General features: G+C 63.0%; 19 protein-coding genes, 1 tRNA gene and 1 riboswitch. Of the genes, 11 read left to right on the forward strand and 9 right to left on the reverse strand.

Translation table 11 applies throughout. From position 1 onward, the window contains the following. Nucleotides 1-31 precede the first annotated feature (31 nt). A complete protein-coding gene (locus WH367_RS11785; protein ID WP_339517545.1) occupies nt 32-1,270 on the reverse strand; it encodes a voltage-gated chloride channel family protein in 1,239 nt (412 codons plus the stop codon). Between the two features lie 81 nt (nt 1,271-1,351). After that, nucleotides 1,352-1,417, reverse strand: a riboswitch (Fluoride riboswitch). 182 nt (nt 1,418-1,599) lie between these two features. Between WH367_RS11785 and WH367_RS11790 the strand changes: the two genes are divergently transcribed. Next, nucleotides 1,600-2,940, forward strand: a complete 1,341-nt coding sequence (locus WH367_RS11790) for a serine hydrolase domain-containing protein (RefSeq protein WP_445228105.1) — start codon at nt 1,600-1,602, stop codon at nt 2,938-2,940. A 251-nt stretch (nt 2,941-3,191) separates the two neighbouring features. Further along, complete coding sequence (locus WH367_RS11795) at nt 3,192-3,527, forward strand: Rap1a/Tai family immunity protein (protein ID WP_339517543.1); 336 nt, start codon at nt 3,192-3,194, stop codon at nt 3,525-3,527. Between the two features lie 189 nt (nt 3,528-3,716). On the opposite strand, the gene WH367_RS11800 is transcribed toward WH367_RS11795, so the two are convergent. The 5 genes from WH367_RS11800 to WH367_RS11820 form a co-directional block, all read right to left on the reverse strand. Next, nucleotides 3,717-4,295 (reverse strand): hypothetical protein, encoded by a 579-nt coding sequence (locus WH367_RS11800; RefSeq protein WP_339517542.1) that lies wholly within the window; start codon nt 4,293-4,295, stop codon nt 3,717-3,719. Nucleotides 4,296-4,566: 271 nt separating this feature from the next. After that, nucleotides 4,567-4,764, reverse strand: a complete 198-nt coding sequence (locus WH367_RS11805) for a hypothetical protein (protein ID WP_339517541.1) — start codon at nt 4,762-4,764, stop codon at nt 4,567-4,569. Between the two features lie 468 nt (nt 4,765-5,232). Next, nucleotides 5,233-5,309: transfer RNA gene (locus tag WH367_RS11810), tRNA-Val, on the reverse strand. Between the two features lie 83 nt (nt 5,310-5,392). Continuing rightward, entirely contained in the window at nt 5,393-7,633 is a 2,241-nt protein-coding gene (locus WH367_RS11815) for a RelA/SpoT family protein (protein WP_409515725.1), read from the reverse strand. 36 nt (nt 7,634-7,669) lie between these two features. Beyond that, nucleotides 7,670-8,605 (reverse strand): alpha/beta fold hydrolase, encoded by a 936-nt coding sequence (locus tag WH367_RS11820; protein WP_021027407.1) that lies wholly within the window; start codon nt 8,603-8,605, stop codon nt 7,670-7,672. 113 nt (nt 8,606-8,718) lie between these two features. Here WH367_RS11820 and WH367_RS11825 point away from each other — a divergent pair, with 113 nt between their 5' ends. From WH367_RS11825 to WH367_RS11840, 4 genes are all read left to right on the forward strand, one after another. Further along, nucleotides 8,719-9,507 (forward strand): 3-hydroxybutyrate dehydrogenase, encoded by a 789-nt coding sequence (locus tag WH367_RS11825; protein ID WP_339517484.1) that lies wholly within the window; start codon nt 8,719-8,721, stop codon nt 9,505-9,507. Between the two features lie 312 nt (nt 9,508-9,819). Further along, complete coding sequence (gene ompR, locus WH367_RS11830; protein WP_021027409.1) at nt 9,820-10,551, forward strand: osmolarity response regulator transcription factor OmpR; 732 nt, start codon at nt 9,820-9,822, stop codon at nt 10,549-10,551. Between the two features lie 162 nt (nt 10,552-10,713). Next, entirely contained in the window at nt 10,714-12,231 is a 1,518-nt protein-coding gene (locus WH367_RS11835) for a sensor histidine kinase (RefSeq protein ID WP_021027410.1), read from the forward strand. A gap of 115 nt (nt 12,232-12,346) precedes the next feature. Continuing rightward, nucleotides 12,347-12,742: a GFA family protein gene (locus WH367_RS11840; RefSeq protein WP_339536219.1), complete on the forward strand. Its 396-nt coding sequence runs from the start codon at nt 12,347-12,349 to the stop codon at nt 12,740-12,742. 69 nt (nt 12,743-12,811) lie between these two features. Here the strand turns inward: WH367_RS11840 and ispF are convergent, their stop codons facing one another. Beyond that, nucleotides 12,812-13,297: a 2-C-methyl-D-erythritol 2,4-cyclodiphosphate synthase gene (gene ispF, locus WH367_RS11845; protein WP_084635837.1), complete on the reverse strand. Its 486-nt coding sequence runs from the start codon at nt 13,295-13,297 to the stop codon at nt 12,812-12,814. 106 nt (nt 13,298-13,403) lie between these two features. Continuing rightward, nucleotides 13,404-14,168 (reverse strand): IspD/TarI family cytidylyltransferase, encoded by a 765-nt coding sequence (locus WH367_RS11850; RefSeq protein WP_339536431.1) that lies wholly within the window; start codon nt 14,166-14,168, stop codon nt 13,404-13,406. Nucleotides 14,169-14,471: 303 nt separating this feature from the next. Here WH367_RS11850 and mfd point away from each other — a divergent pair, with 303 nt between their 5' ends. From mfd to WH367_RS11875, 5 genes are all read left to right on the forward strand, one after another. Further along, on the forward strand, nt 14,472-17,957 hold the full coding sequence (mfd, locus tag WH367_RS11855; RefSeq protein WP_339536221.1) for a transcription-repair coupling factor: 3,486 nt from the start codon (nt 14,472-14,474) through the stop codon (nt 17,955-17,957). 63 nt (nt 17,958-18,020) lie between these two features. Beyond that, on the forward strand, nt 18,021-18,734 hold the full coding sequence (gene serB / locus WH367_RS11860; RefSeq protein ID WP_339536224.1) for a phosphoserine phosphatase SerB: 714 nt from the start codon (nt 18,021-18,023) through the stop codon (nt 18,732-18,734). Between the two features lie 187 nt (nt 18,735-18,921). After that, the gene (argE, locus tag WH367_RS11865; protein ID WP_021027416.1) at nt 18,922-20,073 is read left to right on the forward strand and encodes an acetylornithine deacetylase; all 1,152 of its coding nucleotides are present in this window, start codon (nt 18,922-18,924) and stop codon (nt 20,071-20,073) included. Nucleotides 20,074-20,200: 127 nt separating this feature from the next. Next, nucleotides 20,201-20,989 carry an SOS response-associated peptidase gene (locus tag WH367_RS11870; protein ID WP_339536225.1) on the forward strand — a complete coding sequence of 263 codons (789 nt, stop codon included), beginning with the start codon at nt 20,201-20,203 and terminating at the stop codon, nt 20,987-20,989. A 223-nt stretch (nt 20,990-21,212) separates the two neighbouring features. Next, on the forward strand, nt 21,213-22,112 hold the full coding sequence (locus WH367_RS11875) for a hypothetical protein (RefSeq protein WP_339536227.1): 900 nt from the start codon (nt 21,213-21,215) through the stop codon (nt 22,110-22,112). A gap of 46 nt (nt 22,113-22,158) precedes the next feature. Here WH367_RS11875 and xerD read toward each other — a convergent pair whose 3' ends face one another. Next, complete coding sequence (xerD, locus tag WH367_RS11880) at nt 22,159-23,124, reverse strand: site-specific tyrosine recombinase XerD (protein ID WP_445228106.1); 966 nt, start codon at nt 23,122-23,124, stop codon at nt 22,159-22,161. Between the last annotated feature and the right edge of the window lie 58 nt (nt 23,125-23,182).

A 23,182-nucleotide genomic window follows, 5' to 3' on the forward strand; every position in this document is an offset into this window, starting at 1 on the left:
TCAGACAGCCCCCGCCCAAACCACCGCCCCGTTAGTCCTGGCGCTGGCCATATTTGTGCTGAGCGATGCGTTGGGCCTGGTAGATGCCAGCGTGTCCTGAGAACAGATAGGCCGCCACGCAGGCGATCGCCGCAAAGGGCCCGATCTGCGGACCAAACAGCTCCAGCGCCATCAAGGTGGTGGCGATGGGCGTATTCGCGGCACCGGCAAAGACGGCGACAAAGCCCAAGCCCGCCATCATGCCCAGCGGCATCTGCAACAGTGGCGCCAACGCATTGCCCAACGTGGCGCCGATGTAGAACAGCGGCGTGACCTCCCCACCCTTGAAACCACTGCCGATGGAGACCACCGTCATCAGCAGCTTGCCCAGAAAATCCCAGGGCCGCACGGGGCCCTCAAAGGCCTGCACGATCTCAGGAATGCCCAGCCCGGTATAGCGGTAGGCATCGCATGCCCACACGGCTGCGGCGATGACCAGACCGCCGATAAAAGGCCGCATCGGCGCATAGACCACGCGCTTCTTCATGAAGGCACCAAGCCTGCGCGTAGCCGTGGCAAAGAGCATGCCCACCAGCCCAAACAGAATGCCGGCAATCGCAACGGCCAGCACCGGCCACCAGCCCATGGGGGCCAATACGCCCAAGGCGTAATGCGTGTGGTGGATGCCCCAGGCCAGGCTGATCTGGTCAGCAAGGAGCGCTGCCACCACACAAGGCAGCAGCGCCTCATACCGCATGCGCCCAATAGCCACCACCTCCATCCCAAAGATGGCCCCCGCCAGCGGCGTGCCAAACACCGATGCAAAGCCCGCGCTGATGCCCGCCATCAGCAGCAGGGGCCGATCCTGCGCGGCGAGGCGAAAGCGCTGGCTCAGCTGGTCTGCCAGCGCCCCGCCCATCTGCACGGCCGTACCCTCGCGCCCCACCGAGGCGCCAAACAGATGCGATAGCACCGTGCTGACCAAGGCCAGCGGCCCCATGCGCAAAGGCAGCGTATTTTTGGGCGCATGCACTTCGTCCATGATGAGGTTGACGCCGCCTTCGGCCGACTTGCCCAGGCGCTGGTAGACCCAGCCCACGGCCAAGCCCGCCAGCGGCAGCAACCAGACCAGCCAACGGTGCTGGTCGCGCCAGCGCGTTGCCGCGTCAAGCGCACAAAGAAAGACAGCCGAAGCCGTCCCCGCCAAAGCGGCCGCCAGGGCCGACAGCAGCAGCCATTTGCCCAGATGGGGAAGCAGTGCAAGGGGTTCGAGGGTTGAGCGTTTGGGCATACAGGTCAAAAGCGCGAGTGCATCGGCCTGACCTGGCAAGAAATGTATACGCGACAACGTCTACAGCCCCGAGCCAGGTCAGGTTCTGTAGACGTCATCAGCCGCATGGCGCGGCGGTTAAGGAGGAACGTCATCTCCTGGGTGGGAGTATAGCGGGGGCCGCGCCTCCCTGCTCAGGCTCCTTGGGAAGGTATAGGTCTTGCAGTCGCCTTCCCGGCAAACCATCCATTCAACCGCAGTACGGCAGTGCATCTTTCGCGCGGCATAGCCAGGGCGGCTGGCTGCTCTATAAGATACTGCGATCAGCACTACCGCATGGGAGAGAGCACATGGCAGCACCGCAATGGTTGAATCGCAGACCGGGCCTGATCGCCGCATCGCTGTTGCTGGCGCTCAACGCAGCCGCGGCTCCTGCTTCGCCCTCCCCGCCCTACCCAGACGCCGCCGACAGCGACCCCATCAAACTGGGCTGGATGCAGGGATCGCCACCGCCCGCCGACCGCATTCTGCGCTTTGACGACGGCTCGTATTTCCAATTCCCGGCGATGCGCTGGAGTGTGTCGCACTTTCGCGAGCTGATGCCGACCGTCAATATCTCGCGAGGACTGCGGCCTGCGGCCCCGCTGCGCAGCGCCTTGCGCGATGATATTGACGGCTTGGAATTTAAGCGCCTGGATACCGGTGAAACAATGCGCTGGCGGGACTCGCTGGCCGCCAACTACACCGACGGCATCGTCGTGCTGCACAAGGGCCGCATTGTTTACGAGCGCTATGCCGGCGCACTCCAGCCCGATGGCCAGCATGCGGCGATGTCGGTCACCAAGTCCTTTGTCGGCACCTTGGCTGCGATGCTGGTCGCAGAGGGAACACTGGACCCCGACCGCAAGGCCGCAGACTATGTGCCCGAACTCGCCATGTCTGCCTTTGGCAGCGCCACGGTGCGCCAGGTGATGGACATGACCACCGGCATCCGGTTCAGCGAAGACTATGCCGACCCCAAGGCAGAGGTCTGGGCCCATGCGGCCGCAGGCAATCCACTGCCCAAACCCAAAGACTTCACAGGCCCCCGCAGCTACTACGAGTTTTTGCAGACGGTTCAGCCGCAAGGCATGCACGGCGAGGCATTTGGCTACCGCACCGCCAATACCGATGCGCTGGGTTGGATCATTGCGCGTGTCAGCGGCCAGTCCGTCGCGCAGCTTTTGTCCAGCCGCATCTGGAGCCGCCTGGGCGCCGAGCAGGATGCCTATATGTCCGTCGACGCGACCGGCACCCCATTTGCCGGCGGTGGCCTGAACACGGGCCTGCGAGACCTGGCGCGCTTTGGCGAGATGGTCCGCAACAATGGCTATTTCAATGGCCAGCAAATCATCCCTGCGGCCGCGATCGCCGACATCCGCCAAGGCGGCAGGCGCGCCGATTTTGCCAAAGCCGGCTACGCCCTCCTGCCTGGCTGGAGCTACCGCAATATGTGGTGGATCACGCACAACGCCCACGGCGCCTTTGCCGCACGCGGCGTGCATGGGCAGGCGCTCTATATCGATCCGACCGCGCAGATGGTCATTGCCCGATACGGCTCGCACCCGGTGGCTGCTAATGCGGCAAATGATCCGAGGTCATTGCCGGCGTTTGAGGCACTGGCGCAGCATTTGATGCGAGCTCGGCGCTGAGGCACGCCAGCAAGCGCATCAGCAGCGTACGCTGGTCTGCTTAAGAGGCTCTCTGCATGATCGTAAAAAAGAAGACAGATTCCTACGCTTGGCGGAGCTTGCGGGCGACTCCAGCACATAGATACCTGCTGCCCAACATGGGACCTAAACAGCAGGCCTTGCTAAATATGAGGTATTACATCCTTGGCCCGGCGCTGGTTTTTGCCAGAGCCTGACCTATAAAATCTGGACTGCATCCTTGGGAGACTGAATTGATTCGCTATCTGATTTCTGCAATGTGCCTCGTGGCCGCCACCAGCGCAAATGCCTATTCCGGCAATGACCTCCTCAACGACCTCACCAGTACCAAGCGCAAGGGTCTGACTCCTGGGAATGCATTGCAAGACGGTGTGGGAATGGGATATATCATGGGCGCAAGCGATATGATTTCCCAATCTGGGACCGTTTGCTATCGCCAGAACGTAACGAATGGGCAAATTAGCGCTGTGGTGCAGAAGTATTTGGAAAGCAACCCTGAGACGAGAGATGCCAAAGCGGCGCTTCTCATTTACATCGCCCTCAAAGCACACTTTCCTTGCGAGAAGTAGTACGGCCCTATCCCGTTGGCGTACCCAGACTCTCGCAGCGAATCACTGACCTCTGGCTTGATGCGGTAGGCGCAGTGGTTCTTGTTCAGGATGATCGGCGCGCTACAGCAGTTTTAGGTTGAGTTTCGGGCTGTCCAGGGCCTCAGCCAAGGTCCCACCGAGGCTTGCTGGAATATGCGTTATTGCTTCTTAAAAGTCCTTGGCGCCTATTTCTGCAGCTTTTCGCATGGACTCTAAAATTTCTTGCTTGCTCTGGAACGACCCAATCCGGACAGCAAGCTCCTTCCCGCCGTTATCCTCCACCGTCAAAGATGTGCTTCCGGATACCCATGTATAAATCCAACCCTCGGATTTCACACCATATTCATTTCGGTACTCTAGCGTTTTTCTATCGGAGTGCTTTCCATAACGCGCAGTGATGGCCCCGATCAATTCACCAACATACCAAGGTTTAACTTTCAAATCAATGCTATATACTTGATTTGCCTTCAGATATATAGAACCAGATTCCACAGGCACCCCTCCAAACGAGGTTGCTTTCAAGCATTGCTGCACTGCTTCAGAGTTTCCAGGATTTTTTCTTGCACAGTCTATGGATTTGAAATTATATAAAGAGCCGGTATAGGTAGCTTCCATATAATTTGGAAGCCTTTCTCGCAACTCTTCCGCAGAAGCGCCCAGGGCCAGCCCCTTATAGCTAAAACTTTCAGCGTGCACTGAACAACTTACGAATGCTAGAAGCATTACCGCTGCATAGTTGAAACGCATACCCTCTCCTCGAACAAAAAGACATGCAGCCAGATGCCATAGCCCTGGAGATAGGGCACAGCGATGCAGTCGCAATCGGTCATATGGCGTCGACAAAGTTTCGCTAGAAGCTCCACCTCAGAGCCAGAACCTGGCGAGCAGCGCGTATCTCATCGAGCGGATTTAGACAACGCTCAAGATTGCCAACCTGTGACCCGTCCTGCCAATAAAAAAGCCCACTGAAACGGGCGATGTTAACTTGCCTGGCTGCGCTATACAGCCGTCAGCACATCTACTTTTTCAGCAGCAGAGTGGCAATACCAATCGGGATCACCACCCCACAAAGGATCATCATGGTCAGCTCCGTGACTGCACCTGGTCGCTGCAGACCCACCTCTGCCATTGCCATGAGCGACCAGACCCGAAGCCCCGACAGAAAAACCATCAACACGACGACGGCAAGCATCATGTAACCCACGAATTTGACCATATCCCCTCCACTGAGAAAAGCCCATGCTACCAAATGCCAGCCCCTTCCTTGGTGGGTCATCGGAAGTACAGCAGGCATCGATCATTGCAAGCAACGCGAAGCTGGCACCCCAGGCTGCCTTGTCGAGTGTTGATACGATCGAGCAGCAGTGGAAATGCCGAGGTGCAGACCAGCCATACCAGACGCAACCCTGCATACCTGCACTCCCACCACGCCTCAGACACAGGAGAAAGCCCAGCCGGCTATCAGGGCAGATGGGCCACCGGAACATGACGATGTTCGTGACCGCCTATGCGAAGGGATGGATGGCGACAGTAGCCATAGAGGCTGTGAGAAGCCCTAGCGTGAGCCAATGCCCGGAAATGAAAAAACCGCCCAGAAGGCGGTTTGTTCAAAATAGAAACCTCTGCGAGGTTTCTTACCAAATCCCTGTTATCCTGAAGTCTGGTTTTCTTCAGAGGGAAAATTTGGTAGGCGCGATTGGACTCGAACCAACGACCCCCACCATGTCAAGGTGGTGCTCTAACCAGCTGAGCTACGCGCCTGTCGTTGAAGACTCAAATTATAGCCAGAAAAAACGGCCCAAATGGAAAGTTGAGGCTTTTTTTGAAAATAGTGCTTTTCAGCCCTATTTGCGGCGCACCGAGCGCACGCCCGATACCGTCGCCACAGAGGCCAGCACCTTGGCCAGCTTGCCCGAGTCCGACACCTCTACCGTGAACGTCATCCAGGCGGTGCCTTTGACGGACTGGGTCTGCACGCCGATCACATTGGTCTTGTCCCGCGCGAACAGTTCAGAGATATCGCGCAGCAGGCCTTGGCGGTCATGGGCCTCCACAGCCACATCGACGGGGTAGACCGCTTCGGTCGAGCGCTGGCCATGGGTGGGCAGGCCCCACTCCACATCAATGCTGCGCTCGGGATTGCGGGCACACATCTCGCGGAAGTTGCTGCAGTCGTGGCGGTGCACGCTCACGCCCTTGCCCCGCGTCACAAAGCCGCCAATGCGATCGGGCGGTGCGGGCTTGCAGCATTTGGCCAGCTGGGTCATCAGAGAATCGACGCCCACCACCAGCACGCCACCCTTGCCCGAGCCCTCGGTGGCCTTGCGCGGGCGGCTCAGCACCAGCTCGTCATCGGCCTGCAGGGGTTCGGGTGGGCGCAGGATGTTCTCAATGGTGCGCAGCGACAGCTCGTCCTTGCCCACCACCTCAAACAGCGCCTCTGCGGTCTTGAAGCCCAGCTGGTCGGCCAGGTCGTCGTGCTTGAGCGCTGTCTTGCCTTCGCGTTGCAGAAGTTTTTCCACCAGCTCGCGGCCCCGGCTGACCGTCTCATGCATCACCTGGGCATTGAACCAGGCACGCACCTTGGCCTTGGCGCGTGAGCTGACCAGGTAGCCCAGCTCGGCATTGAGCCAGTCGCGCGATGGCCGCCCTTCCTTGACAGAGACGATCTCCACCGTCTGGCCGTTTTGCAGCGGCGTGTTGAGCGGCACCATCTGCCCATCAACCTTGGCACCCCGGCAGCGGTGGCCCAGATCGGTGTGCACCGAATAGGCAAAGTCCACCGGCGTGGCGCCCTGGGGCAGCTCGATCACGGCGGCATTGGGCGTCAGCACATAGATATGGTCGTCAAAGAGGCCACTGTCCTGGGTCTGGCCGACCATGTCCTTGCGCCAGGCCAGCAGCTGGCGCAGCACCGCAATCTTGGCATCGTAGTCACTGGTCGCAGATACACCGGCATAGCCCTTGGTGCCTGCTTCCTTATAGGCCCAGTGGGCAGCCACACCGTTTTCGGCATGGTCGTGCATGGCCTGGGTGCGGATCTGAATCTCGATGGCCTTGCCGTGCTCGTCGCGCACCACCGTGTGCAGCGACTGGTAGCCATTGGGCTTGGGGCGGGCGATGTAGTCGTCAAATTCCGACTCGACCGGGCTGAAGGTCTCGTGCACGAAGGACAGCGCTGCATAGCAGTCCTTGACCGTGGGCACCACCACGCGCAGCGCACGGATATCGAAGAGCTGGTCAAAACCCAATGACTTGCCGCGCATCTTCTTGATGATGCTGTAGATATGCTTGGGGCGGCCAGCCACGGTCGCGCTGATGCTGTGCGCGCGCAGGTCGGATTCAAGCCGCTCGCGCAGGCCCACCATATAGAGTTCGCGCTCGACCCGGGTTTCGTCCAGCAGCTTGGCGATCTTCTTATAGGTGTCAGGCTCCAGAAAGCGGAAGGCCAGGTCCTCGAGCTCCCACTTGATCTGCCAGATGCCCAGGCGGTTGGCCAGCGGCGCAAAAACCTGCAGGCTCTCGCGCGCCACCGCAGGCGACACCGGCCCCTTGGTGGCCGCATACCAGCGCAGGGTTTGCAGGCGTGATGTCAGGCGCAGCATCACCACGCGCAAGTCGCGCGAGAACGCCAGCAGCATCTTGCGGATGTTCTCGGTCTGCGTGGCCGGGTCATCGACCAGGTGGCCGGCATCGGCCTGGCGCGCCTGCGCCTGCACCTTCATCAGCGCCACGGTTTCCACCGCCAGCACCGCATAGCTCTCGCCAAAGGCCTTGCCGATCACTTCGCGCGGCTTGTTCAACTGCTCGCTGGTATGCACCAAGTAAGCGGCCGCCTGCATGGCTTCGGAGCCACCAATGTGCTTGAGGATGGCAGCGACGGCATCGGCGTGCTGCAGGGCGTTCTCGCCCGTGTCCAGGGTCTCTTCGGCGATCAGCGGTACGGAGAAAGCGCGGGCACGGGCCAGCACGTTGTCTTGCATCGGCAAGGCATTGGCAGTGGCAGCCACCAGCGGGGAGACGGGCTCCGGGGGAAGATGTTCCGCGCCTGGCGCGGGCTGAGCGACTGCCGTAAGACTTTTCATGTTGTCACCACCATCACACCCCCTCCGGGGCGTGCGCTACGCACCGCATAAAAAAGCCAGCACGGCAGCCGATTGATCAAAAGATACCAAGGTGGGCGCATGGCCGACACCAGCGAACTCCACCACCCGCGCCTTGGGGCCGCGTTCCGCCATAGATTGGGCCGTTTTCGCAGAAAGCAAGTCTGAATCTGCACCCCGCAGCACCAAGGTGACGGCGTCGATCTGGTCGTAGAGGCGCCACAGCAGTTGCTCGCCAGCGGCAGCCATCTCCGGCGTCATCGCCTGCATGGGTTGCGCAATGGCCGGGTCGTAGTGCAGGCGCACGCTGCCGCCGGCTTCGGGCCGCAGCATCGGGCGCGACAGCGCCAGCCATTCGTCATCGCTGTGCGGGCCAAAACCCTTGGAGAGCTGGCCCATGGCCGCAACCGCCTCTTGCTCGGAGCCATACAGCATGTGCTGGCCCACATAGCTGCCAATGCGCGCCAGCGCCGAGGCCTCGATGGTCGGCCCCACATCATTGAGCACCAGGCGACGGATGGGTGCCGGCATCAGCGGCCGGATGCTGGGCTCGCCGGCCAGGCCAATGCCGATGAGACCGCCCATGCTGGTGCCCACCCAATCGAGCTTGCCAATGGGCGCTGCGCAGTGCACCTGCTGGAGCATGGCCAGCATATCGGCCACATACAAAGGGACCTGGTAGCCGGCCGGGTCCTCCAGCCAATCGCTGTAGCCGCGACCCACCACATCCGGGCAGATCACCCGCGCCTGCAGCGACAGCTGCCGCGCCAGCACATCAAAATCACGCCCTTGCCGGGTCAGGCCATGGGCGCAGACGATCACATGCGGGTGGTTCAGGTCCCCGGTATCGTTCCACTCCCAATACGCCATCCGGTGCGTGGCACCCTGGCGACCCGTGTCCGTATTCCCCGCCACCGCACAGGTGACATACTGCAAGCGTGGATCTTGGTACATGGCCCCTCTTATATAGAAGAACGCAGCGCTACCGGGCAAACCGTGGCTGGGGTTTGCCTTAGGATGGATGCATGCGTTTGCATGAATACTAACCGAGTAACTGGAGATATTGGATGTTGAAAGCAAAAACAGCGCTCGTCACCGGATCGACGAGCGGTATCGGATTGGGGATTGCCAAGGCGCTGGCGCGCCAGGGCGCCAACATCATCTTGAATGGCTTTGGCGACGCCGAAGGCCCGCTCAAGGAAGTGCAGGACGTCATCACCAGCGCGGGCTCCGGCGCCCGGGTGGGCTACCACGGCGCCGACATGAGCAAGGCTGCCGACATCGAGGCCATGTTTGCCTATGCGGCGCAGACCTTTGGCCAAGTGGACATCCTGGTCAACAACGCCGGCATCCAGCATGTGGCCAACGTACAGGACTTCCCGGTCGAGCGCTGGGATGCCATCATCGCCATCAACCTCACCAGCGCCTTCCACACCAGCCGGCTGGCATTGCCAGCGATGCAAAAGGCGGGCTGGGGCCGCATCATCAATATCGCCTCGGTCCATGGCCTCGTCGGCTCGGCCGGCAAATCGGCCTACGTCGCGGCCAAGCACGGCATTGTGGGCCTCACCAAGGTGACCGCGCTGGAGAACGCCGCCAGCGGCATCACCTGCAACGCCATCTGCCCGGGCTGGGTGCTCACGCCCCTGGTGCAAAAACAGGTCGATGCCAAAGCCGCCCAAATGAATGTGAGCAATGAAGAGGCCAAAAAGCTGCTGCTGGGCGAGAAGGAACCATCGATGCAGTTCACCACGCCCGAAGAACTGGGCGAGCTGGCTGTGTTCTTCTGCTCGCCTGCGGCCAACAATGTGCGCGGCGTGGCCTGGAACATGGATGGCGGCTGGGTGGCGCAATAAGCTCCAGCCTGGGCTGCCCAGCCCAGCCACAACAAGGCGCGAAAGCGCCTTTTTTTACGCCCCAAGCCACTAATGCATTAAACGCATAAATATGAAACATCTTTAAAAAACATCATCCCACCTTCCCTAAAAGAGGCAATTTCTGCAATAAATGCAGGAAAAAGTCGATTTATTGCGTAAGAAATGGCCTCCCAGACTGCATATGTAACGCAAACTTTGTAACCATGGGTCAAAAAAGGGAGGCGAGTTGCGCATTTTTCGCAAAAAACGGTCAAAATGTAAAAGTTACATATCAACCGGAGGATTCCACCCATGGTTACAGCAACCAATCGCGTCGACAAAATCTTGGTCGTTGATGATGACGCACGTATTCGCGATCTGCTGCGCCGCTATCTGTCGCATGAAGGCTTTGAAGTCATGATCGCCGAGGATGGCAAGGGCCTGCAGCGCATCTTGCTGCGTGAGACCGTGGATCTGATCGTGCTCGATTTGATGATGCCCGGTGAAGACGGCCTGTCCATCTGCCGCCGCCTGCGCGCCAGCAACGACCGCACCCCCATCATCATGCTGACCGCCAAGGGGGAAGACGTGGACCGCATCGTGGGTCTGGAAGTGGGTGCAGATGACTATATCGGCAAGCCCTTCAACCCGCGCGAGCTGCTGGCCCGTATCCACGCCGTGCTGCGCCGCCGCCCACCGCAAGAAGCGCCGGGCGCGCCATCGGGCGAGAACGAGGTGGTCAACTTCGGCCCCTTCACCTTCGACATGAGCACCCGCGTGCTGACCAAGGACGGCGAAGAGCTGCCGCTGACCACCGGCGAATTCGCGATGCTCAAGACCCTGGTGCGCCACCCCCGCCAGCCGCTGTCGCGGGAAAAGCTGGCCCTGCTGGCGCGCGGCCGCGAGTTCGAGCCCTTTGACCGCAGCCTGGACGTGCAGGTATCGCGCCTGCGCAAGCTCGTCGAGGTCGACCCGGCAGCTCCTCGCTACATCCAGACCGTCTGGGGCGTGGGCTATGTGTTCGTACCCGATGGCGCCAACTGATTGTTGACCCCGGCACCCCAAAAACCGCCCCAGTCTGGCTGCAGGGCGGTTTTTTTATACCCCCACTGCCGGGCACAGCATGGTGTCCCGCCCGCTTTACAGCGAGAATGTACAGGCATTCCCGGCCTTCATTGATCCGACTTTTCAACACGCATACGGCCCATGGCTCCCACCCCCGTTAACGACGCCGACCAGTCCGGTCTGGCCCCCCTGGATGGCAGCGCCGCAGCGGCCACGCACAGCAACAAGCGCACCCGCGTCGGCCTCAATCTGTTTTGGCGCACCTTCTTTTTGCTCGCCATCTTGCTGACGGGCAGCATCCTGGCCTGGGTGCAGACCCTGCGCTCGCTCGAGACCGAGCCCCGCTCCATCCAGACGGCCCAGCAGATCGCGTCACTGGTCAACCTCAGCCGCGCCGCGCTGATGCATTCGGACGCCATCGCCCGCGTCTCGCTGGTCAAGACCATGGCCGACCAGGAAGGTGTGCGCATCGTGCCGCGTGAGCCCAAGGATGTGTACGAATCCATCGACAACTCCACCCCGCTGGGCGCACGCCTGACGCAGGAAGTGACCAAGCGCCTGGGCCCCAGCACCATCGTGGCCAGCAGCGTCAATGGCGAAGAAGGCCTGTGGGTGGGCTTTACCATCGATGGCGACCAGAACTGGTTCCTGATCGAGCCCTCACGCGTCAACCCGGCCGGCGGCAAGACCTGGCTGGTGTGGGTGCTGACGGCCGCAGCGCTGTCGCTCGCCGGTGCAGCGGTGATCGCGGGCCTCATCAACCGGCCGCTCAAGCAGCTGTCCAGCGCCACCAACCGGTTGCGCGAAGGCGACTTTGCCGCGCAGCTCGACGAAGATGCCGTCACCAGCGAAATCCGCGAAGTGAACATCGGCTTCAACCGCATGAGCGAGCGCCTGTCCAAGCTCGAGCAAGACCGTGCGGTCATGCTGGCCGGCATCTCGCACGACTTGCGCACGCCGCTGGCCCGCCTGCGGCTGGAGACCGAGATGAGCGTGTTCGACCAGGTCGCGCGCGAGCACATGGTGGCCGACATCGTGCAGCTCGATGCCACCATTGACAAATTCCTCGATTACGCCCGCCCCGACCATGCCGCCAAGCTCGCGCCGGTCAATGTCTACGGCGTCGTGTCCTCATGCGTCTACGCTGTGCAAGACCACCAGGAGCTGCAGGTGCACATGAAGGTGCCCGAAGAGCTGATGGTCAATGCCGATGAGATCGAGCTCTCGCGCGTGCTGTCCAACGTGCTGGAAAACGCGCGCCGCTATGGCAAGACGCCGGGCGCCTCGCACACCCGCGTGGACATCACCGTCAAGTTCAGCGAAAGCACCGTCACCATCCGCATGCGCGACCATGGCCCGGGCGTCTCCAAGGACCAATTGAGCAGCCTGACCAAACCGTTTTACCGGGGTGACACAGCCCGCACGGCAGCCGCTGGCGCGGGCCTGGGCCTGTCGATCGTCGAGAAAACCGTGCAACGCATGGGCGGGCGCTTGAGCATGGTCAATGCCTCGGACGGCAGCACGGGCCTGGTCACCAGCATCTACCTGCGCCGTGCGCCCGACCAGGCCATTGGCAAGGAGCCCAAGCGCCGCCTGCTGCGCCCGCAGATCAAGCGGCACCTGCCAGGGGCACCCACCAACCTGGCCGATCTGCAATAAGAAGGTGTAGCGGGCGGACCGCCCCCTGCCCGGCCAGCGGCACGCGGCACTCGCCGCTGGCACAAAGCGACGTCTGTGCATAGAATGCAGGCACCCCGTTGCCCTAGGAGTTGACATGCAAGCCCAGTGCCTTTGCGGTGCGGTCCATGTGACTGCCCCGACTGTCCAAGATGTCCATGTATGCCATTGCAGCATGTGCAGGCGCTGGGGCGAGGGCCCCGCCTTCACCTTGCATGGCGGTACCGAGGTGGAGCTGACGGGCCCCGTCAGCCGCTATGCCTCCTCCCCCTGGGCCGAGCGCGCCTTTTGCAGCCAGTGCGGCACGCATCTGTTCTACCGCCTGCTGGCCACCAACGAGCATTTTCTGTCGGCCGGCCTGTTCCAGGACGAAGACGGCATGCGGCTGGCCTCGCAGATCTTCATCGACGAAAAGCCTGCGTATTACGACCTGGCCAATGACACCCCCAAGCTCACCGGGGCGCAAGTGTTGGCGCAGTACGAAGAGACCTGAGTTGGTGCCTCACGGCACGTTGGATGACCGCCTCTGGCGGGCCGTCATCCTTTCTTGCCAGCGTTTGACTTAGGCCTGCTCGCCAGCTCGCACCAGCAACACCACCGCACGGGCTTCCATCGCCGCGCCCTGGCCTACCGGGCCCATCTTCTCGGCCGTCTTGGCCTTCACATTGACCTGGGATTCATCAATGCCCAAGGTCTTGGCAATATTGGCCCGCATGGCCGGAATATGCGGCGCCAGCTTGGGCGCCTGGGCAATCACGGTGCTGTCCACGTTGTTGACCTGCCAGCCCTTGGCGGCCACACGGCGCATGGCCTCGGCCAGCAACACGGCCGAATCGGCACCACGGAAAGCAGCATCGGTATCGGGAAAGTGCGATCCGATGTCACCCATGCCGGCCGCACCCACCAAGGCATCGGTGATCGCATGCAGCAGCACATCGGCATCCGAATGGCCCAGCAAACCGGTGGTATGCGGCACCTGGATGCCGCCCAAAATCAAGTCCCGGCCGGGCACCAGCGCATGAATATCCCAACCCTCACCAATGCGCATTTGCAGCATGTTTATCCCTTATATTGTCCATTTACATCCGCATCCCAGCGCAAGCCGCCACAGCCCCGCCTAAGGAGCGAAGGCTGTGCAGCGCGTCGCCTGGGATTCAATCAAAAAGTGCCGCCACCTGGCTGTCACCGCTGGCCATGCGCTGCAGCAGCAAGGCCTCGGCCAGCGCAAAGTCATCCGGGAAGGTGACCTTGAAGTTAAAGCTGCTGCCCGGCACCAGCCGGGGCTGCAAGCCCAGCGCCTCGATGGCACTGGCCTCGTCGGTGACATCGTTGCAGCGCTCCAGCGCTTCGAGCAGCGTACCGATACGGAACATCTGCGGCGTCTGCGCCAGCCACTTGTCCACCCGGGGCAAGGTGCTGCTGACGCGGCTTTGGCCATGGGCATCGGTGGCAGCGGCCTTGAGTGTATCGGGCAATGGCAGCGCCAACAGGCCCCCCACCGCATCGGCCGCACATTCCTGCATCAGCTGCTCGATCTGGCCGGGCTTGATCAGGCAGCGCGCCGCATCATGCACCAGCACCCAGTCATGCGGCTGGGCCCCCAGGCCCGAGTCACCGAGCAAACTGCGCAGGCCGCCGGCCACGGTATCGGCCCGACTGGGGCCACCGCAAGGACTGATGGCAAAGCCTGGCCGCTGGTAGTGCTGCAAAAAATCATCGCCGGGGCTCACGCCCACCAGCACGCCTGATAGCGGCTTGGCCGCCATAAAGGCGGCCAAGGTATGCAGCACCAGCGGCCAGCCCGCCACCTGCTGGTACTGCTTGGGCAGATGGGCGGGGCGCGCCGCATCCACCGCCCGGGCGCCCACCCCGGCGCAGGGCAAAAAGGCCCAGAACCTGGCCACCACCTCCTGGCGCATCTCGCCCAGCGCCTGGGTCTGGGCGCCCGGGTCGGCGGGTGGCACCGTTGCGGGCACCGTCACCGGCGCAGCCACCTCCGGTGCAGCCCTGGGTACAGCAGGGATCAATTCGTTGCGGGTGGTCTGGTTCATGGGGGTATTTTAGAATGGAGTGGTTGCACGGCGCTGTCAGCCAGACCCGTGCTTTTGCTGTTTATTGCGCGGCCAGGCCTGCCCTTTGATGGGGCGGCCTTGGCTGCACAGGCCCAGGCGCGGCACGCTGCCCTGGGCTGTAGTCCGTGTATGGACTGGTTCGGACCACGTATGGAACTCCCCAAGCTCACCGCCGGAAAACGTTTTCAACTGCCCATGCCTCCGGGCAGCGCCGATGCCTTGCTGCTCGCGACCTTGGCCAACCGCGAGGCCGCAGCGCAGCGCGTCACCGCCATCATCACCGCCGACGCAGGCGATGCCCATCGCCTGCAGGACGAGCTGGCGTTTTTTGCCCCAGAGCTGCGCGTGGCCCTGTTCCCCGACTGGGAAACCCTGCCCTATGACACCTTCTCGCCGCACCAGGACCTGATCAGCGAGCGGCTGGCTGCGCTGTGGCGCATCAGCCAGGCCGAAGCCGATGTGGTGCTGATCCCGGCCACCACGGCGCTGTACCGGCTGGCGCCGCCCTCCTTTCTGGCGGGCTACACCTTTGCGTTCCAGGCCGGGCAAAAGCTCGATGAGGCGCGCCTCAAGGCCCAGCTCACCCTGGCGGGCTACAACCATGTCTCCCAGGTGGTGAGCCATGGCGAATACTCGGTGCGTGGCGGCCTGATCGATCTCTACCCGATGGGCTCGCTTGTGCCCTACCGGGTCGACCTGTTCGATGACGAGATCGACTCCATCCGCACCTTTGACCCCGACACCCAGCGCAGCCTCTACCCGGTCAAGGACGTGCGCCTGCTGCCCGGGCGCGAGTTCCCGATGGACGACGAGGCCCGCGCCCGCTTTCGCAACAAGTGGCGCGAGATGCTCGAAGGCGACCCCACCAAGAGCCGCATCTACAAGGACATGGGCAACGGCGTGGCCACGGCCGGTATCGAGTACTACCTGCCGCTGTTCTTTGACGAGACTGCCACCGTGTTCGACTACCTGGGCAGCCAGGCCACCGTGGTGCTGCATGGCGATATCGAGCCGGCCTTCCAACGCTTTTGGCAGGACACGCGCGACCGCTACCGCCTGGTGCAGGGTGACCCCGAGCGCCCGGTGCTGCCGCCCGACAGCCTGTTCCTGAGCCCCGACCAGTTCTACGCCACCGCCAAGCAGATGGCCCAGCTGTCGCTGCGCCCCCAGCTCGAAGACGTGGAGCACAGCGCCATCTTCCAAAAGCTCGGCGACCTGGCCGTGGTGCGCGGCGCCGAGGACCCGCTGGCCAAGCTGCAGCAGCACATTGCCCAGCGCCAGGCCCGCACCCTGCTGCTGGCCGAGAGCGACGGCCGGCGCGAGAGCCTGCTCGATTTCTTCCGCGCCAGCGGCCTCAACCCGCCGGCCTTTGATTCGCTGGCCGAGTTCCAGCAGACCACGGATGAGCCCGTCGGCATCGCCACCGCTGCGCTCGCCAAGGGCTTTCGCTGGGCCGAGCAAGGCATTGACTTTGTCACCGAAACCGAGCTGTTTGCCGCCACCGGCGGCGCCCGCCGCAAGCGCCGCCAGGAGCAGGCCAGCGATGTCGAGGCACTGATCAAGGATCTGTCCGAGCTGAAGGTCGGCGACCCGGTCGTCCATGCCCAGCACGGCATCGGCCGCTACCATGGCCTCATCAACATGGATGTGGGCCAGAAGAACCCCGATGGCACACCGGCGCTGCAGGAGTTCCTGCACCTCGAATACGCCGACAAGGCCGTGCTCTATGTGCCCGTCAGCCAGCTCGCGCAGATCAGCCGCTACACCGGCGTCTCGGCCGAAGAGGCCCCCTTGCACAAACTGGGCAGCGGCCAGTGGGAAAAGGCCCGCCGCAAGGCCGCCGAGCAGGTGCGCGACACGGCAGCCGAGCTGCTCAACATCTATGCCCGCCGCGCCGCGCGTGAAGGCCATGCCTTCCGCTACAGCCCGCAGGACTATGAGCAGTTCGCCAACGACTTCGGCTTTGAGGAAACCGCCGACCAGCGCGCCGCCATCCATGCGGTGATCCAGGACATGATCTCGCCCCAGCCCATGGACCGCCTGGTCTGCGGCGACGTGGGCTTTGGCAAGACCGAGGTCGCCTTGCGTGCCGCCTTTGTGGCCGTCACCGGTGGCAAGCAGGTTGCGCTGCTCGCGCCCACCACCTTGCTGGCCGAGCAGCACTACCAGACGCTGGCCGACCGCTTCTCCAAGTGGCCGATCAAGGTCGCGCTGGTCTCGCGCTTTCGCTCCGGCAAGGAAGTGAACACCACGATCAAGGGGCTCGATGACGGCACCGTCGACATCGTCGTCGGCACGCACAAGCTGCTGTCCGAAAAAACCCAGTTCAAGAACCTGGGCCTGCTGATCATCGATGAGGAACACCGCTTTGGCGTGCGCCACAAAGAGGCGATGAAGGCCATGCGCGCCGAGGTCGATGTGCTCACCTTGACGGCCACCCCCATCCCGCGCACCATGGGCATGGCGCTCGATGGCCTGCGTGATCTGTCGGTGATTGCCACCGCGCCGCAGCGCCGCCTGGCGATCAAGACCTTTGTGCGCAGCGAAGGCACCGGCGTGATCCGCGAGGCCGTGCTGCGTGAGTTGAAGCGCGGCGGCCAGTGCTACTTTCTGCACAACGAGGTCGAGACCATCGAGAACCGCCGCCAGAAGCTCGAAGAGATCCTGCCCGAGGCCCGCATCGCCGTGGCCCACGGGCAGATGCCCGAGCGCGAGCTCGAGCGCGTGATGCGCGACTTTGTGGCCCAGCGCTACAACATCCTGCTGTGCTCGACCATCATCGAGACCGGCATTGACGTGCCCAGCGCCAACACCATCATCATCAGCCGCGCCGACAAGTTTGGCCTGGCGCAGCTGCACCAGCTGCGCGGCCGCGTGGGCCGCAGCTACCACCAGGCCTATGCCTATCTGATGGTGCCGGACCTGGACGGCCTGACCAAGCAGGCCGCGCAGCGCCTCGAAGCCATCCAGCAGATGGAAGAGCTGGGCAGCGGCTTTTACCTGGCCATGCATGACCTGGAAATCCGGGGCGCGGGCGAAGTGCTGGGCGACAACCAGAGCGGCAACATGATGGAGATCGGCTACCAGCTCTACAACGAGATGCTGTCTGAGGCCGTGCGCAGCTTGAAGGAAGGCAAGGAGCCCGACCTGCTCAGCCCCCTGTCTGCCGCCACCGACATCAACCTGCACGCCCCGGCGCTGCTGCCCAACGACTACTGCGGCGATGTACACCTGCGCCTGTCCTTCTACAAGAAGCTGGCGACCGCCAAGACCAGCGACCAGATCGACAACCTGCTCGAAGAGATCGTGGACCGCTTTGGCAAGCTGCCGCCGCAGGCCCAGACCTTGGTCGATGTGCACCGCCTGCGGGTGCTCTGCGAACCCTTTGGCGTGCAGAAGGTCGATGCCGCGCCCGGCGTGATCAACATCACCTTCTACGCCAACCCGCCGATCGAGCCGATGACCATCATCGGCCTGATCCAGAAGAACAAGGCCATCAAGCTGGCGGGCAACGACAAGCTGCGCATCGAGCGCGCGCTGCCCGAGGTCAAGGACCGCGTGCAGATGGTGCGCGATGTGGTGCGCAGCCTGGGCAAGCCCGTCACGACCGCTGCAGCCGCCGTGGCCACGGCCTGAGCGGCCTGTCTGTCCCCAGCAGCCCGTTTATCATTCCCCTACCCTCACCCCTCAAAAGCTCCCATGAGTGCCTCTACCGAATTCGCCCCCGGCCTGACCATCCAGAACCTGGCCACGCCGCAAAAGCTGTCCGACTACAAGCTGATCGCGTTCGACATGGACTCGACCCTGATCACCATCGAGTGCATCGACGAGATCGCCGACATCACCGGTAAGAAGGCCGAGGTGGCGGCAATCACCGAAGCGGCGATGCGCGGCGAGATCACCGACTATAAGGACAGCCTGCGCCAGCGCATGGCCCTGCTCCAGGGCGTGCCCATGGCCGCCATCGAGCGCGTGCTGCAAGAGCGCCTGACCTTGACCCCCGGCGCCAAGACCCTCGTCGATGCCGCGCATGCGGCCGGCCTCAAGGTGCTGCTGGTCTCGGGCGGCTTCACCTTTTTTGCCGACCATGTCAAAAGCCTGCTGGGCATCGACTTTGTGCGCGCCAACCAGTTCGAGGTCAAGGACGGCCAGTTGACCGGTGGCCTGATCGACCAGAGCTGGGGCGATATCTGCGACGGCGAAGAAAAGCGCAGCACCGTGCTGGGCCTGGCATCGCTGATGGGCATTGCGCCCGAGCAGGTGATTGCCGTGGGTGATGGCAGCAACGACCTGCCGATGATGCGTGCGGTGGGCCTGTCGGTCGCCTTCCACGCCAAGCCACGCGTGCGTGCCGAGGCCAAGGTGGCCATCAACACCGGCGGGCTCGATCGCCTGCTGGAAGTGCTGGGCTGATAGCAGCCTACAGACACAGGTTTGACAACAACGGGAGCCACGGGCTCCCGTTTTCCGTTCTGTCCCAGCCACTGGGCCATCCCATCTAAAACCCCAACACCCAACCCCAGCTTAGGCAGCGCGCGCTGCCCACATAGCCCAAGCGCCCTACACTCAGTCACTTGCATGTAACACCAAGTGAAGCGCTATGAACACCCGCTCCTGGCTGGAAAAGCTGGTCGCATTCGACACCACCAGCCGCAACTCCAACCTCGCCCTGATCGAAACCGTGCGTGATGCACTGGCCCACCAGGGTCTGAAGGCCGAGCTGATCCACTCGCCCGAAGGCGACAAGGCCAACCTGTTTGCCACCCTGCCGGCCGATGACGGCAGCACCCAAGGCGGCATCGTGCTGTCGGGCCACACCGATGTGGTGCCGGTCGACGGCCAGAACTGGGACAGCGATCCTTTCAGCCTGACCGAAAAGGAAGGCCGGCTCTACGGCCGTGGCAGCGCCGACATGAAGGGCTTTATCGCCGCATCGGTCGCGCTGGTGCCCGAGTTCCTCGCCATGCCGCGCAAAAAGCCCATCCACCTGGCGCTGTCGTATGACGAGGAAGTGGGCTGCGCAGGCGCCCCGGTGATGCTGCGCGCCTTGAAGGCACGCGGCCAGCAGGCCGATGGCTGCGTGGTGGGCGAGCCCACCAGCATGCAGGTGGTGGTCGCGCACAAGGGCATCAACCTGTACCGCTGCAAGGTGCATGGCAAGGCGGCGCACTCGTCGCTGACGCCCAAGGGCTGCAATGCCATCGAGTACGCCGCACGCCTGATCTGCCATATCCGCGATGTGGCCGACCAGTTCAAGGCCAACGGCCCCTACGACGAGTTCTATGACGTGCCGTTCACGACCATGACCACCAACCAGATCTCGGGCGGTATCGCGGTCAACACCATCCCTGAGCTGTGCGAGTTCAACTACGAGTTCCGCAACCTGCCGGGCATGACGGCCGAGAGCATCCAGGCCAAGGTGCAAAGCTATGTGACCGGCGAGCTGCTGCCGCGCATGCGCCGCGAGTTTGCCGATGCCCGCATCGACATCGAAACCGGCCCTGCTGCCCCCGCGCTGGAAGCCAGCGAGCAAGCGGCCATCACCGCGCTGGTGCGTGCGCTGACCGCCGACCAGGCCACGCGCAAGGTGGCCTATGGCACCGAAGCGGGCCTGTTCCAGAACCTGGGCATCCCCACCGTGGTCTGCGGCCCCGGCAATATCGAGCAGGCGCACAAGCCCAATGAGTTTGTCGAGATCAGCCAGCTCGAGGCCTGCGAGCGCTTCTTGCGCAAGCTGGGCCAGTCGCTCTGATTTAAAATACGCACTGCGGCCGCAAGGCTTGCCACCGAGCCCACCCTGCCCCAGGGTGGGCTTTTTATCTTCTGCCAGAAACCGGCGCCAGCGAATGCTGCTGCAGCCTTCACGTACCATTGCGCCCATGAGCACCCAATACGAAGCCCTCAAAGCCCCCGAGCTGTACCTCAGCGCCTTCCAGGTAGAGCCCCCTGCAGAGATGGGCGAGCGCAAGATGACGCCGCGCCGGCCCGGCTTCTTTATCACCACCAGCCTGACAGGCGCCACCGATGCCGAGAACACCGCGCGCAAGGCAGCGCTGGCCGAGCAGGCCGCTGCAGAAGCGGCAGCGAGCGGTGCCCCCGCCGATGCCGAACCCGCGCCCGCTGCTGTGCCGGTGGTCACACCCCGCCTGCTGGTGCCGGCGCAATGGGGCCTGGTGCCGCACTGGGTCAAGTCCGCATCCGACGGCCAGCTGCGTGCCACCAAGCTGGTGAATGTCAAATCCGACAACGCCTCCACCAGCACCGCCTTTCGCGATGCCTGGCTGAACAACCAGCGCTGCATCGTGCCGATGATGGCGTTCGTGACCGACGACTACCGCACCGGCAAGGCCAAGCCCACGCGCATTGCCCGCGTTGACGGCCTGCCGATGGGCGTTGCCGGCATCTGGTCCCGCTGGACCGACGACGACGGCACCGAGCTGCTGAGCTACGCCATCATCACCGTCAACGCCAATGCCCATGCGCTGATGAACCGCTACCAGCAGCCCGGCAATGACAAGACCATGCCCGCCATCCTGAACGAAGGCGCCTATGACGCCTGGCTGCGTTCATCGGCCTACAAGGCCAAGGAATTTCTGCGCGCCTACCCCGCGCAAAAGCTGCTGGCCAATCCGGTCGAGAAGGGCCGCAAGAATCCGCTGGGGATTTGATCCATGGCGAGGCGCATTCACAACGCTGTAGTCCGCCAATAGCTTCAAGCCAAGCCGCGCAACCTATAGTTGGCAGGGTTTCCATGACACCCTGCCCTTCATGTTTCGTTGGCTGACCTCTCTTCTTGTACCCAACTCCGCTGCGGATACGGCAGCCCAGGCGCCTGTCGCTGCAGCCCGGATTGCCATGTCTCAGGGCGAGCCACTTGTCTTGGCCTCCGTCATGCAGGACGCCAACGGCCTGCCCCTGTTCGACTGGTCAGCGGTGTCCGAATGGGTTTCGCATCTGCCAGACACTGAGGAACAGGCCCAGGCCTGGAGCATGGCAGAGCGCGCTTGGTTTGACCATCTGTCCATAGCGCTGGGGCCAGACTTTCGGGTGCGCGAACATGGCCCGGCGCTTTTGCTGTCCAACCTCGATCCGGTGGTCGCCAAGGCCATGCTGAGCTACATCGATAAAAGCGCCCAGCGGATCCTGCAGGTGCTGGAGGGCGTGGCCGAAGTACCGCTCTGGGGCCATGACCTGGTCATCGTGTTCCAGGACAAGGAGAGCTATTACCGCTATGTCGCGCACTATTACCCGGACGCGGGTGAGTATGCAGAAAGCAGCGGTATGTACATCCAGGCGGGGTGCGGGCATTTTGTGACCATGGCCGACAGCCTCCAGGCGCTGGAGCCTGTCATCGTGCATGAACTCACCCATGCCTACGTCCACCACTTGCCGCTGCCCACCTGGCTGAACGAAGGCTTGGCCGTCAATACCGAGCAGCGCCTGAGCCCGGCGGCCGGCATGCGCCCAGACCTTCCCAAAATGCATGCACGCCACCAATCGTTCTGGAATGCCGATCGCATCCAGTCCTTCTGGAATGGCCAATCGTTCTCGCAAACTGGTGCCTCGAACGAGCTGTCCTACGATTTGGCACGCTTGCTGGTGGCCCACTTGGCGGCGGATTGGACAGCCTTTCGCCACTTTGCATTGCAGGCCCACCAGCAAGATGGTGGCGCCCATGCGGCGAGCGACTGCCTGGATATTGCCTTGGGCGCCTTGGTGTGTGCGCTGCTTGATCGGGAGCCATCGCCCGGCTGGGAGCCAATACCGGCTTTGTGGACTTCAGTGGAATAGCGTCAGCGGTTCCGTCGACTGCCGCAAGCCCAAGATCGCAGATCGATCACCCACGCGGATGGTGCTGGCTGTGCAGCACCTTGAGGCGCTCGCGCGCCACATGGGTGTAGATGGTGGTGGTGGAGATGTCGGCATGGCCCAGCAGCAGCTGCACCACGCGCAGATCGGCGCCATGGTTGAGCAAATGCGTGGCAAAGGCGTGGCGCAGGGTGTGGGGCGAGAGCGGCGCGGTGATGCCGGCGCGCTGCGCATATTTTTTGACGATCATCCAGAACGCAACCCGCGTCATGCCGCTGCCGCGCTGGGTGACAAACAGGTCCGCGCTTTGCCGCCCGACCAGAATGGCGGGCCGGCTTTCGGCCAGGTACTGCTCCAGCCACTGCTGGGCCACCTGGCCAAAGGGCACCAGCCGCTCCTTGCTGCCTTTTCCCACCACGCGCACGATGCCGTCGGCCAGGCTGAGCTGCACGCTTTGCAGCTCCACCAGCTCCGACACGCGCAGGCCGCTGGCATACATCAGCTCCAGCATCGCGCGGTCGCGCAGGCCCAGTGGGTTGCCGGCGTCGGGGGCTTCGAGCAGCGCTTCGACCATGGCCGAGGTCATCGTCTTGGGCACGCGCAGCGGCTGGCGCGCTGCCAGCATGCGCAAGGTGGGATCGGCACTGATCAGCGACTCGCGCAGCGCCCAGTGGAAAAAGCGCCGCAGCACCGTGAGGCGCCGGTTGGCCGTGCTGGCCTTGTCGCCCATGCGGGTGGCAAAAAAGGCCTGCAGCTGGGCCTCATCGCTGCGCTCCAGCGCCTGGCCAGGGTGCTCCTGGGCCAGCCACTGGCCGTACAGCGCCAGGTCGCGCCGGTAGGCCGCCAAGGTGTTGCGCGCCAGGCCATCTTCCAGCCACACCGCATCGATAAAACGGTCAATCACCGGGTGCGCCGCTGCAGTGCGTCCCGGCGCGGACGAAGGAGCTGAAGGAGGGACTGACGGGGGTGGTGCAGATCGTGGAGCGCTTGCCATGCCCGGCATCATGGCATGAAAAAAGCCGCCGGCTTGCGCGGGCGGCTTGGGGATGTTG

This window comes from Comamonas sp. MYb21 (genome assembly GCF_037479395.1).
Taxonomy (GTDB): domain Bacteria; phylum Pseudomonadota; class Gammaproteobacteria; order Burkholderiales; family Burkholderiaceae_C; genus Comamonas.

What these genes read in the sequence shown, in the direction of transcription:
- WH367_RS11835 (WP_021027410.1), top strand. Translation starts at nt 10,714, where the DNA reads ATGGCTCCCACCCCCGTTAACGACGCCGACCAGTCCGGTCTGGCCCCC.
- ispF (WP_084635837.1), bottom strand. Translation starts at nt 13,297, where the DNA reads ATGCGCATTGGTGAGGGTTGGGATATTCATGCGCTGGTGCCCGGCCGG.
- WH367_RS11840 (WP_339536219.1), top strand. Translation starts at nt 12,347, where the DNA reads ATGCAAGCCCAGTGCCTTTGCGGTGCGGTCCATGTGACTGCCCCGACT.
- WH367_RS11825 (WP_339517484.1), top strand. Translation starts at nt 8,719, where the DNA reads ATGTTGAAAGCAAAAACAGCGCTCGTCACCGGATCGACGAGCGGTATC.
- mfd (WP_339536221.1), top strand. Translation starts at nt 14,472, where the DNA reads ATGGAACTCCCCAAGCTCACCGCCGGAAAACGTTTTCAACTGCCCATG.
- WH367_RS11850 (WP_339536431.1), bottom strand. Translation starts at nt 14,168, where the DNA reads ATGCGCCAGGAGGTGGTGGCCAGGTTCTGGGCCTTTTTGCCCTGCGCC.
- WH367_RS11790 (WP_445228105.1), top strand. Translation starts at nt 1,600, where the DNA reads ATGGCAGCACCGCAATGGTTGAATCGCAGACCGGGCCTGATCGCCGCA.
- WH367_RS11815 (WP_409515725.1), bottom strand. Translation starts at nt 7,633, where the DNA reads ATGAAAAGTCTTACGGCAGTCGCTCAGCCCGCGCCAGGCGCGGAACAT.
- WH367_RS11805 (WP_339517541.1), bottom strand. Translation starts at nt 4,764, where the DNA reads ATGGTCAAATTCGTGGGTTACATGATGCTTGCCGTCGTCGTGTTGATG.
- xerD (WP_445228106.1), bottom strand. Translation starts at nt 23,124, where the DNA reads ATGGCAAGCGCTCCACGATCTGCACCACCCCCGTCAGTCCCTCCTTCA.
- ompR (WP_021027409.1), top strand. Translation starts at nt 9,820, where the DNA reads ATGGTTACAGCAACCAATCGCGTCGACAAAATCTTGGTCGTTGATGAT.
- serB (WP_339536224.1), top strand. Translation starts at nt 18,021, where the DNA reads ATGAGTGCCTCTACCGAATTCGCCCCCGGCCTGACCATCCAGAACCTG.
- WH367_RS11870 (WP_339536225.1), top strand. Translation starts at nt 20,201, where the DNA reads ATGAGCACCCAATACGAAGCCCTCAAAGCCCCCGAGCTGTACCTCAGC.
- WH367_RS11785 (WP_339517545.1), bottom strand. Translation starts at nt 1,270, where the DNA reads ATGCCCAAACGCTCAACCCTCGAACCCCTTGCACTGCTTCCCCATCTG.
- argE (WP_021027416.1), top strand. Translation starts at nt 18,922, where the DNA reads ATGAACACCCGCTCCTGGCTGGAAAAGCTGGTCGCATTCGACACCACC.
- WH367_RS11820 (WP_021027407.1), bottom strand. Translation starts at nt 8,605, where the DNA reads ATGTACCAAGATCCACGCTTGCAGTATGTCACCTGTGCGGTGGCGGGG.
- WH367_RS11800 (WP_339517542.1), bottom strand. Translation starts at nt 4,295, where the DNA reads ATGCGTTTCAACTATGCAGCGGTAATGCTTCTAGCATTCGTAAGTTGT.
- WH367_RS11875 (WP_339536227.1), top strand. Translation starts at nt 21,213, where the DNA reads ATGCAGGACGCCAACGGCCTGCCCCTGTTCGACTGGTCAGCGGTGTCC.